Below are 10,556 nucleotides of genomic sequence, written 5' to 3'. Positions count from 1 at the left end.
GGCGTCGTCAGAGCGGCCGGGCGGCCGGTGCCGTGGCGCTCCCTGCCGCGGGCGAAGCGGCCGGCCGCCGAGGGACCTGCCGCGGAGGTGACGGCGATGCCCACGGTGACCAGCCGCGTGCGCGCCAGATCGGTGTAGGTGGTCCGGAGCAGCCGGGCGCAGCCGACGGGGGCCAGCGCGTCGTACAGCCCGCGGCCGAGCAGGGCGGGGGTGCACGGGGACTCGGTGGGGCCGGCCGTACGGCTCCAGGTGGTGCCGTCGCCGATGTCCAGGGCGGGCGGCAGCAGGGCGTCCGCGGGGGCGGTGCGCCACAGCGCGCGGGCCGGGGCGAAGCGCTGCCCGGCCGCGTTCTGCGGGCCGCCGGCGGCGAGCTGTCCGGGTACGGACAGCGAGGCCGCGGCGGGGCCGGCCAGCAGGCCGAGCCCGGCGGCGAGACAGAGGACGGCCAGGGCCGTCCAGGCACCGCCGCGGGCGGCGCGGGCCGCGGTCGGCGGCCAGGGGCCGGTGCCCGGCGGTGTGCGGTCCGGGGCGTACGGGGGCTGCCAGGCCGGGAGTGCGGGCCCGGACGGTGCCGCCTCGGCGTCGTGCATCTGCGGCCCCCGTCCCGATGGCATGCCGCAGGCCCCGGCGGACGGCGCTCCCCAGCGCCTCACCTGCGCAACCACCGCCGCCACCCTACGCGTTCGAGGGGCGTCGCGGTCGCCCCTCGGGCGGCAGGGGCCGGGCATCCCGGCCGGGCTCCGCGTCTACCGGCGGGTAGCGGGCGTGTGGCAGTCTTCGCGCATGGCGAACCCTGCTGCTCACCGCGCCCGCTACGACCGGGCCACCGCACATCTGGACGCACCGCTGGCGGTGGTGGATCTGGACGCTTTTGATGCCAATGCAGCCGATCTGGTGCGCCGCGCCGGAGGGAAGCCGATCCGGGTCGCCAGCAAGTCGGTGCGCTGCCGGGCCCTGCTGGAGCGGGTGCTGGCCGTGGAGGGCTTCGCCGGGGTGATGAGCTTCACGCTCACCGAGTCGATATGGCTGGCCCGGGCCGGGTTCGGGGATGTGCTGCTGGCCTACCCGTCGGCGGACCGCTCCGGCTACGCCGAGCTGGCCGCCGACCCCGGTCTCGCCGCTTCGGTGACGGTGATGCTGGACGATCCGGCACAGCTGGAGCTGATCGACGAGGCCCGGGAGGGCGGCCCGGGGACGGGCGCGGAGATCCGGGTCTGCCTGGAGATGGACACCGCGCTGCGGATGCTGGGCGGACGGGTGCGCATCGGGGCGCGCCGCTCCCCGCTGCGCACCCCCGAGGAGCTGGCGTCGTTCGCGGCGCTGGTGCAGCGCAGGCCGGGCTTCCGGGTGGTGGGGCTGATGGCGTACGAGGGCCATATAGCGGGCGTGGGCGACTCCCTGGCGGGCCGTCCGCTGCGCTCCCTGGCCGTACGGGCGATGCAGTCGCGGGCGCGGGCCGAGCTGGCGGAGCGGCGGGCCGCGGTGGTGCGGGCGCTGCGGCAGGTGGCCGACCTGGAGTTCGTCAACGGCGGCGGCACCGGCAGTGTGGAGTCGACGGCCGCCGAGGCCGCGGTGACCGAGATAGCGGCGGGGTCCGGGCTCTACCAGCCGCGGCTGTTCGACAACTACACGGCGTTCCGGGGCCGTCCGGCGGCGCTGTTCGCCCTGCCGGTGGTACGCCGGCCCGGGGTGGGGGTGGTGACCGTGCTGGGCGGCGGCTATCCCGCCTCCGGGGCGGCCGGGCGGGACCGCCTGCCCCAGCCGTATCTGCCGGAGGGGCTGAGCTACGACCCGCAGGAGCAGGCCGGCGAGGTGCAGACGCCGCTGCTGGGTTCGGCGGCGGACGACCTGCTGATCGGCGACCGGGTGTGGTTCCGCCATGCCAAGGCCGGCGAGCTGTGCGAGCGCTTCGACCGGCTGCATCTGGTGCAGGGGCAGCGGGTGGTGGACTCGGTGCCGACCTACCGGGGCGAGGGCATGACCTACCTGTGACGGGTGGCGCCGGGGACGACGCAGGGGGCCGCCACCCGCGATGCGCGGGTGGCGGCCCCCGGTGGCTCAGGCGCCGGCGCCCGAGCCTGCGCCGGCCGGGCCGCTGTGGTCCTTGATGCCGCCGACGATGGTGTCCATCTGGTCCACCGAGGGCGCCTTGTCCACCGCGTCGAAGCCGAGGTGGACCGCGACCAGGGAGTTGCCGCTCTCGGCCGGGAAGACCACGGTCTCCACATAGCCGTCGTTGCCGGTCTTGGCGTCGACCTTCCAGCGGACCAGGTAGCCGGACCGCCCCGCGACGGACACCTGCTGCGACTTCAGCTCCTGGTGGGAGTTGACGGTGCCGTAGGCCTCCTTGACGGCCGCGGTGATGTCCGCCTTGGCGGCGGCGGCCGGGTCGCCGCCCTTGAGGGTGCTGGTGACCACTCCGCCGAGGGTGCAGCCGAACTTGGACTGCGCGCAGGAGTAGGAGCCGATGGACAGGGCGGCATGCCCGTCGTCGGTGGTGCCGCCGCTCCAGCCGGAGGGGACCGGGAGCGCTATGTGGTTGACCGTGTCCACGGCGGTGTCGCTGCCGGTACGGCCGGAGCCGCCGCCGGTGCCGCCCCCGTTGGAGCCTCCGCCGAGCCCTCCGCCGAGGCCTCCGAGGCCGCCGCCGAAGCCGCCCGAGTCGCCCGAGCCGCCGCTGGAGCCGCCGTCCGGGCCGCCGAAGCCGCCGCCGCTGAACCCGAAGCCCTCACCGCCGCTCCGGCCGCCGTTGCCCTGGCCCCCACCGTTCTGGCCGCCGTTCTGGCCGCCGCCGCCGTTCTCGCCGCCGAACTGGCCGCCGCCCCCGGCGGGTGCGGAGAAGGACCGTTCCTGGTGGGTGTCGTCGCCACGCATGCCCAGATAGGTGGCGCCGGAGCCTATGCCGGCGCCGACCAGGGCGGCCACCGCGGCGGCGATCAGCAGCGCCCGGGAGGGGCGCCGGCGCTTGGGGTGCTCCGCACCCGGCAGCGGCGGCGGCAGCACGGGCCAGGCCACCACCGGCGCCGGTCCGGCGTGGGCGCCCTGGGGTGCGGCGGCTGCGGTCTGCGGTGCGACTGCGGGGCCCGGGAGCGGCTCCGTCCCGGGCGCGGGGGCCGGCTCGGGCACGGGAACCGGCTCCGAGGCGGGGGCCGGCTCGGCAGCGGGCGCCGGCGCGGAGGCCGGGAGGACCGCGGTCGGTGCCTCCTCCTCCGGGGCCGCCGCCGGCTCCGGCCGCTCGGGCGCGTCCGACGGTGTGTCAGCGTCCTGGGCGGCGTGCGGCGGAGCGGGGAGGGGGCGGGTGTTGCCGGTCCACTCGGTGCCGTCCCACCACCGCAGCCGCCGCTCGGGGCCGCCGCTGTTGCTCGGGTCCGGGTACCAGCCGGACGGAATCGTCGCAGTCACGGTCCGAACCGTAGGTCCTGCCTGATAAGAGCAGGGTCAAGAGCGGAGCGGGGCCGGTCACAGCGGGGTGACGTACGCCCCGGAGATCCCGCCGTCCACCAGGAACTCGCTCGCCGTGACGAAGGAGGAGTCGTCGCTGGCGAGGAAGGCCACCGCGGCGGCGATCTCCTCGGCGCGCGCGAAGCGGCCCAGCGGGATGTGCACCAGGCGGCGGGCGGCGCGCTCCGGGTCCTTGGCGAAGAGCTCCCGCAGCAGCGGGGTGTCCACCGGGCCGGGGCAGAGCGCGTTGACCCGGATCCCCTCCCGGGCGAACTGCACCCCCAGCTCCCGGGTCATGGCCAGCACCCCGCCCTTGGAGGCGGTGTAGGAGATCTGGGAGGTGGCCGCGCCCATCACGGCGACGAAGCTGGCGGTGTTGATGACCGAGCCCCTCCCCTGCCGCTGCATGTACGGAAGCACCGCCTTGCAGCAGAGGTAGACCGAGGTCAGGTTGACCTCCTGGACCCGCCGCCAGGCGTCCAGCCCGGTGGTGAGGATGGAGTCGTCGTCCGGCGGGGAGATCCCGGCGTTGTTGAACGCCACATCCACACTGCCGAAGGTCTCGTACGCCGCGGCGAACAGCGCCTCGACCTGCTCGCCGTCGGTGACGTCGGCCCGTACGAAGAGCCCCCCGGTCTCCTCCGCGGCGGCCTTGCCCGCGGTCTCGTCGATGTCGGCGCAGACCACATGGGCGCCCTCGGACGCCAGCCGGCGGGCGGCGGCCAGGCCGATGCCGCTGCCCGCGCCGGTGATCACTGCGGTGCGGCCCACCAGGCGGCGGCAGACCGGGCTGTGCGAAGGGGTGGTCATCTGCGTGCCTCACTCCTCTGAGCTGATGAAGACGTTCTTGGTCTCGGTGAAGTGGGCGACGGCGTCAGGGCCGAGCTCCCGGCCCAGACCCGATTCGCCGTAGCCGCCGAAGGGGGTCCAGTAGCGCACCGACGAGTGGGAGTTGACCGAGAGGTTGCCGGCCGCGACCCCCCGGGCCAGCCGCAGCGCCCGGCCGACGTCCCGGGTCCAGATGGAGCCGGAGAGGCCGTAGCGGGTGGCGTTGGCCAGCCGCAGCGCGTCGGCCTCGTCGTCGAACGGCAGCACCACGGCGACCGGGCCGAAGATCTCCTCGGTGGCGGCGGGGCACCCCGGGTCCCGCGGGGTCAGCACGGTGGGCGGGAACCAGAACCCCGGGCCGGTCGGCACCGTGCCGCGGGCCGCCACCGGCAGGTCGGGGGTGACGTAGGAGGAGACCCTGGCCAGGTGGGCGGCGGAGATCAGCGGGCCCATGTCCGTGGCGGGGTCCGCGGGGTCGCCCACGGTGACCGCGGTGACAGCGGGCTCCAGCAGGCCGAGGAACTCGTCGTACACCTCGCGCTGGACCAGGATCCGGGTGCGGGCGCAGCAGTCCTGTCCGGCGTTGTCCAGGAAGGACATGGGTGCGGCCGCGGCGGCGCGCTCCAGGTCGGCGTCCCGGAAGACGATGTTGGGGGACTTGCCGCCGAGTTCCAGGGTGACCCGTTTGACCTGGGCGGCGCAGCGGGTCATCACCTCCTTGCCGGTGGCGGTGGAGCCGGTGAAGACGATCTTCCGTACGGCGGGGTGGTCGACGACCGCCCGGCCGGTGACGGCGCCCGCGCCGGGCAGCACCTGGAAGAGGCCGTCGGGCAGCCCGGCGTCCAGGGCGAGCGCGGCCAGTCGCAGGGCGGTGAGGGGGGTGGCCTCGGCGGGCTTCAGCAGGACGGCGTTTCCGGCGGCCAGGGCCGGGGCGAAGCCCCAGCCGGCGACGGGCATCGGGAAGTTCCAGGGCGCGATGACACCGACCACGCCGATCGGCTCGTGGAAGGTGAGGTCCACCCCGCTGGCGACCGGGATCTGGCGGCCGGTCAGCCTCTCCACGCCCCCGGCTGCGTACTCCAGCAGGTCGCGGACGTTGCCTGCCTCCCAGCGGGCGCCGGCCACCGGGTGTCCCGCCTCCTGCACCTCCAGGGCGGCCAGTTCCTCCAGCTGCCCGTCGACCGCGGCGGCGAAGCGGCGCAGCAGCCGGGCCCGGTCGGCCGGCGGCAGGGCGGCCCAGGAGTGCTGGGCCTTGGCCGCGCGCTGCACGGCCGCGTCGACCTCGGCGGGCGGGGTGTCGGGGACGGTGGCGATCACCTCCTCGGTCGCGGGGTTGAGGACGGGGCGGGCCTCCGGCTCGGTCATGGGGCTCCTCACATCCGCTCGAAGGAGCGGAAGCGCTCCCAGTCGGTGACGGCGGTGTCATGGGCGTCCTGCTCGACCCGGGCCATGGTGAGGTAGTGCTCCACCACGTCCGCGCCGAAGGCCTCCTCGGCGAGCGCGGAGGAGCGCCAGAGTTCGGCGGCCTCCCGCAGGGTGGCGGGCAGGTGGTCGTGGCCGGCGTCGGCGGAGTAGGCGTTGCCGGTGCAGGGCTGCGGGAGCTCCAGGCCCTGCTCGATGCCGTGCAGTCCGGCGGCGACCATGCCGGCCACCGCCAGATAGGGGTTGACGTCGCCGCCGGGGGCGCGGTTCTCCAGTCGCAGCGAGGGTCCGTGGCCGACGACCCGCAGGGCGCAGGTGCGGTTGTCCCGGCCCCAGGCGACCGCGGTGGGGGCGAAGGAGCCGGGGCGGAACCTCTTGTAGGAGTTGATGTTGGGTGCGTAGAGCAGGCTGAACTCGCGCAGTGCGGCCAGCTGTCCGGCGAGGAAGTGCCGCATGGTGTCGCTCATCGCGCCGTCGGGTCCGGCGAAGACCGGGTCGCCCGCGGTGTCCCGCAGCGAGAGGTGGACATGGCAGCTGTTGCCCTCGCGCTGGTCGTACTTGGCCATGAAGGTGAGCGCCATGCCCTCCTGGGAGGCGATCTCCTTGGCGCCGGTCTTGTAGACGCTGTGCTGGTCGCAGGTGGTCAGCGCCTCGTCGTAGCGGAAGGCGATCTCGTGCTGGCCCAGGTTGCACTCGCCCTTGGCCGACTCCACGGTCATCCCGGCGCCGCCCATCTCCCTGCGGATCCGGGCGAGCAGCGGCTCGATCCGGGCGGTGCCGAGCAGGGAGTAGTCGACGTTGTACTGGTTGGCCGGGGTCAGGTCCCGGTAGCCGCGCTGCCAGGCGTCCTCGTAGGTGTCGCGGAAGACGATGAACTCCAGCTCGGTCCCGGCGTACGCGGACCAGCCGTGCTCCGCCAGCCGGTCCAGCTGGCGGCGCAGGATCTGGCGGGGGGAGGCCGCCACCGGGGTGCCGTCGTGCCAGGCGAGGTCGGCCGTCACCAGGGCGGTGGCGGGCTGCCAGGGGAGGCGGCGCAGCGTGGTGAGGTCGGGGTGCATGGCGAAGTCGCCGTAGCCGGTGTCCCAGGAGGCCATCCGGTAGCCGTCGACGGTGTTGAGATCCACGTCCACGGCCAGCAGATAGGCGCAGCCCTCGGTGCCGTGCCGGGCCACCTCGTCCAGGAAGAAGCGGGCTGCGAAGCGTTTGCCCTGGAGTCTGCCCTGCATGTCGGTGAAGGCCAGGACCACGGTGTCGATGTCGCCGCCGTCGACGAGGATGTGCAGGGCCTCAAGGCTCAGCGGCGCCCCGTTGCGGGGTGTCGGTCGGTCGGGCACGGCGATGCCTCCCTGGTTCCGCGGGAGTCCAAAGGTATGGCCTTGTACCATTGGATGGGAAGGGTCCCGCCCGGCGCGGCGCGGCGCCGCGCGCAGGAGGGGAGGGCGCCATGGACGACCGCGGGGAGGACCGGCTGGCAGCCGTCCTGCGACCGGTGCGCTCCGGCAACACGTTCGAGGAGGCCGTCCAGCGCATCCTGCAGCTGGTACGGCTGGGCCTGGTCCCCGACGGCGGCCGGCTGCCGGCCGAGCGGGAACTCGCCGAGCGGCTCCAGGTGAGCCGGGTGACCCTGCGTGAGGCGCTCAGGGTGCTCCAGGACCAGGGACTGCTGGAGACCAGGCGCGGCCGCTACGGCGGCACCTTCGTCCGCTACCGCCCCGGCGCCCTCGTCGGCACCGGCACGCAGGCGGGGGGCGAGGAGCTGCGCCGCCGCGCCGAGCTGATGGGCGACCGGCTGGAGGACACCCTGCTCTTCCGCGAGGTGCTGGAGGTGGGCGCCGCCGAGCTGTGCGCGGCGCACCGCCCCGCCGGTGCGGCCGCCCGGCGGCTGCGGGAGTGCCTGGCCGCCACCGGCTCCGCCCAGCTCGGCGAGTACCGCCGCATGGACACCCGCCTCCACCTCGCCGTCGCCGAGCTCTGCGGCTCCCCGTCGGTCGCCGCGCAGTACGCCGCGGTGCGGGCCTCGGTCAATGAACTGCTGGACTGCATACCCCTGCTCCCGCCCAACCTGCTCCACTCCGAGGAGCAGCACACCGCCCTGGTGGCCGCGCTGCTGGACGGCGACCGGGAACGGGCCCGCACGGTGATGCGGGAGCACGTCGCCGGTACCGCCGCGCTGCTGCGCGGCTTCCTCTCCTGACCCCACCCCGGAGGGCATGCCATGGAGGACCGTCCCCTGATCGGCATCACCACCTATCTGGACACCGCCCGCTGGGGGGTGTGGGAGGACCGGGCGGCGCTGCTGCCCACCGTCTATCCGCAGCTGGTGCAGTCCGCCGGAGGCCTGGCCGTGATGGTGCCGCCCGACGACCCCGAGCGGGCCCCCGCCGCGACCGCCCGGCTGGACGGCCTGCTGGTCGCCGGCGGCCCGGACGTCTCCCCCGCCCTGTACGGGCTGCCGCGGCACCCGCGAACGGCGGCGACCGCGCCCGAGCGGGACCGCTGGGAGTCGGCGCTGATCCGGGCGGCGCTGGCGGCCGGGCTGCCGCTGCTGGGGGTCTGCCGGGGCATGCAGCTGCTCAATGTGGTCTGCGGCGGCACCCTGGTGCAGCACCTCCCGGAGGCGGTCGGCCACGACGGCCACTGCCCGTCGCCCGGGGTCTTCACCCGCCACCCGGTGCGGCCGGTGGCGGGCACCGCGCTGGCGGAGCTGCTGCCGGAGGCGGAGGCGTCGGTGCCGACCTACCACCACCAGGCCGTGGACCGGCTGGGCAGCGGGCTGCGGGTCTGCGCCCGCGCGGCGGACGGCACCGTGGAGGCCGTGGAGGCCGAGGGGCCCGGTTTCGTGCTGGGCGTGCAGTGGCATCCCGAGCGCGACCACGACCTGAGGGTGGTACGCGCCCTGGTGACCGCCGCCGCCCGTACGCGCACCCCGTCGGCGCCCTCGACCCGCTGAGCGTCCCTGCGCCGTGGGGCCGCCCTGGCCGCCCGTGCGGTGCCGCCGTACGCCGATCGGCGAGGTCACCTGGGCCGGGCCGGCGCCTCCGGGCCGACCGGCATGATGCGACGGTCCCGGGTGATCGCCGGCTTGCCCGGCTGTGCCGCGCCCCGTCTTCCTGAGCCAGGCCGGGAGCACGGAGTCCACGTACGGTTCGGCGGGCGTCAGCGTCCGGATTCCGGACTCGGCCTTGACTCGCCGATGGTTCGGTCGCAGAGTGAAACTCTTGTCTCGGCGACGGCGCGCCCGATGCGGGCCCGATGCCGTGAACCGCAGCAGAAGATCGCGTCCGCCGCCGCCCGGTACGGCCGGGCAGGCTCCCGGCCGCGACCCCTGGCCCCGTACGGCGTGTCGCCCCGGTCCGGCCGGCCCCGGCCGGCAGCCGCAAACGGGAGCCCCAGCCCTCCGGGTCCGTCCAGCAACGTCCTCGCGCTCCGCTCGCAGGACACTGTCATCCCACGACCGCGGCTTGGCGTCCACGGGATCCATCGACGAAAAGGCGGTGACGGCCTTGTCCACCGCACGAGCACTCCCCTGGCGGCTCTGGTCGCTGCTCGCCCTGTTCATCACCGCCAGCTGCATCGCGCTGACGAACGGATCCCCGGGGGCGGCCTGGTCCGACTACTCCGTGTTCGCACCCCTCCTGGCAGCCGGACTGCTCCCCGCCACCCGGTTGGCGGCAGGCGTCATCCTGGCCGTCACCGCGGCGGTGTTCGCCGTCGACCGCAGCGACGGCCTGCTGCACTCGCCCGCGGTCCTCGTGCACTCCGCCGCGCTCGTGGTGGTGGCGGGCCTCGTACTGGCCGCCAAGGCACGCCACGAGCGCGACCTGCGGAAGCTCTACAAGGTGTGGGCGGTCTCCGAGGCGGCCCAGCGGGTCCTGCTGCGGCCGCTTTCCGGGGAGCTGGGGCCTCTGAGCGTCGCCTCGGTGTACCGGGCGTCCACGAGATACGCGACGGTGGGCGGTGACCTGTACGCCGCCGCCCGGGCCGGCGCCGCCACCCGTCTCCTGATCGGGGATGTGCGCGGCAAGGGCCTGCCGGCGATCGAGGACGCCTCCGCGCTGCTGGGTGCCTTCCGGGAGAACGCCGACCAGTACCGGACCATGCCCGAGCTGGCCGCGTCCCTGGAACGCAGTGTCGGCCGGCATCTGGCCCGGCTGGCCGACGGCGACCCCGAGGACTGCGAGCGGTTCATCACCGCGCTCCTGGTCGAGATCCCCGACGAGACCCAGGTCGTCCGGGTCATCAGCTGCGGCCACCCCGCGCCGCTGCTGAGGCACGACGGCCGGGTGACCCTGCTGGACGCGTCCCGTCCCGCGCCACCCCTCGGCCTGGCCGGTGCCGGGCCGGAGAACTATCGACCGGACACCTTCGAGTTCAGCCCCGGTGACACCCTGCTGCTCTACACCGACGGCCTGGTCGAGGCCAGGGACGCCACCGGCGGCTTCTACCCCGTCCTCGACCGGGCCGCCACCTGGCCGTGGGAGTACCCGGCAGGTCTGCTGGAGCACATCAGCAAGGATCTGGACGCCCACACCGGCAGGCGTCTCGGCGACGACCTGGCCATGGTGGCCGTCCAGCACTCCCCCCGGCTCCTCCGGCCGGTGCCCCGACCGCAGGCATCGCCGAGGCTCGATGAGCACGAACGGCGCCGTGCGGGCGCCGACCGGGGGCCCTGAAGGAAGCGGTCCGCCGCACCGGCGGCGCACTGCGGCCCAGCCTCACCAGCTCACCGGTGCCGCCGTCACCCCCGCCCGCGTCGACGCCCACCTCACCGGCCGGCGCAGAGCCACCAACCGCGCCCCTTCGCGTCGTTCCGCCCCGCTGGATGTCATCCAGCGGGGCGGAACGACGGCATCCCGGCACGGCCC

Annotated in this window: 8 protein-coding genes and 1 pseudogene; 4 read left to right on the top strand and 5 right to left on the bottom strand. The window is 75.1% G+C overall.

Annotation, left to right across the window (positions count from 1 at the left end; all coding sequences use genetic code 11):
• A pseudogene (locus AOK09_RS24790) lies at positions 1-590 on the bottom strand (hypothetical protein); the annotation flags it as partial.
• 193 nt (positions 591-783) lie between these two features.
• On the opposite strand from AOK09_RS24790, the gene AOK09_RS24785 reads away from it, so the two are divergent.
• On the top strand, positions 784-1,992 hold the full coding sequence (locus AOK09_RS24785) for an amino acid deaminase/aldolase (protein ID WP_055589458.1): 1,209 nt from the start codon (positions 784-786) through the stop codon (positions 1,990-1,992).
• 66 nt (positions 1,993-2,058) lie between these two features.
• Here the strand turns inward: AOK09_RS24785 and AOK09_RS38160 are convergent, their stop codons facing one another.
• From AOK09_RS38160 to AOK09_RS24765, 4 genes are read right to left on the bottom strand one after another with little or no spacing between them, the layout of a single operon-like run.
• Entirely contained in the window at positions 2,059-3,402 is a 1,344-nt protein-coding gene (locus tag AOK09_RS38160; protein ID WP_055589457.1) for a DUF2510 domain-containing protein, read from the bottom strand.
• Positions 3,403-3,459: 57 nt separating this feature from the next.
• Entirely contained in the window at positions 3,460-4,251 is a 792-nt protein-coding gene (locus AOK09_RS24775) for a 3-oxoacyl-ACP reductase (RefSeq protein ID WP_055589456.1), read from the bottom strand.
• Between the two features lie 9 nt (positions 4,252-4,260).
• On the bottom strand, positions 4,261-5,634 hold the full coding sequence (locus AOK09_RS24770; RefSeq protein WP_055589455.1) for an aldehyde dehydrogenase family protein: 1,374 nt from the start codon (positions 5,632-5,634) through the stop codon (positions 4,261-4,263).
• A gap of 8 nt (positions 5,635-5,642) precedes the next feature.
• Positions 5,643-7,025 carry a glutamine synthetase family protein gene (locus AOK09_RS24765; protein ID WP_055589454.1) on the bottom strand — a complete coding sequence of 461 codons (1,383 nt, stop codon included), beginning with the start codon at positions 7,023-7,025 and terminating at the stop codon, positions 5,643-5,645.
• A gap of 110 nt (positions 7,026-7,135) precedes the next feature.
• Here AOK09_RS24765 and AOK09_RS24760 point away from each other — a divergent pair, with 110 nt between their 5' ends.
• The 3 genes from AOK09_RS24760 to AOK09_RS24750 all read left to right on the top strand — a co-directional run bounded on the left by AOK09_RS24760 (position 7,136) and on the right by AOK09_RS24750 (position 10,364).
• The gene (locus tag AOK09_RS24760; RefSeq protein WP_055589453.1) at positions 7,136-7,885 is read left to right on the top strand and encodes a FadR/GntR family transcriptional regulator; all 750 of its coding nucleotides are present in this window, start codon (positions 7,136-7,138) and stop codon (positions 7,883-7,885) included.
• Between the two features lie 21 nt (positions 7,886-7,906).
• Positions 7,907-8,641 (top strand): gamma-glutamyl-gamma-aminobutyrate hydrolase family protein, encoded by a 735-nt coding sequence (locus AOK09_RS24755; protein WP_055589452.1) that lies wholly within the window; start codon positions 7,907-7,909, stop codon positions 8,639-8,641.
• Positions 8,642-9,194: 553 nt separating this feature from the next.
• A complete protein-coding gene (locus AOK09_RS24750) occupies positions 9,195-10,364 on the top strand; it encodes a PP2C family protein-serine/threonine phosphatase (RefSeq protein ID WP_245687464.1) in 1,170 nt (389 codons plus the stop codon).
• Positions 10,365-10,556: the final 192 nt, after the last annotated feature.

The organism is Peterkaempfera griseoplana (assembly GCF_001418575.1).
Classification (GTDB): domain Bacteria; phylum Actinomycetota; class Actinomycetes; order Streptomycetales; family Streptomycetaceae; genus Peterkaempfera; species Peterkaempfera griseoplana.
Note: the sequence above shows the minus strand (reverse complement) of the source record. Positions and strands in the feature narration are given on the sequence as shown.

What these genes read in the sequence shown, in the direction of transcription:
- AOK09_RS24785 (WP_055589458.1), top strand. Translation starts at nt 784, where the DNA reads ATGGCGAACCCTGCTGCTCACCGCGCCCGCTACGACCGGGCCACCGCA.
- AOK09_RS24775 (WP_055589456.1), bottom strand. Translation starts at nt 4,251, where the DNA reads ATGACCACCCCTTCGCACAGCCCGGTCTGCCGCCGCCTGGTGGGCCGC.
- AOK09_RS24770 (WP_055589455.1), bottom strand. Translation starts at nt 5,634, where the DNA reads ATGACCGAGCCGGAGGCCCGCCCCGTCCTCAACCCCGCGACCGAGGAG.
- AOK09_RS24760 (WP_055589453.1), top strand. Translation starts at nt 7,136, where the DNA reads ATGGACGACCGCGGGGAGGACCGGCTGGCAGCCGTCCTGCGACCGGTG.
- AOK09_RS24755 (WP_055589452.1), top strand. Translation starts at nt 7,907, where the DNA reads ATGGAGGACCGTCCCCTGATCGGCATCACCACCTATCTGGACACCGCC.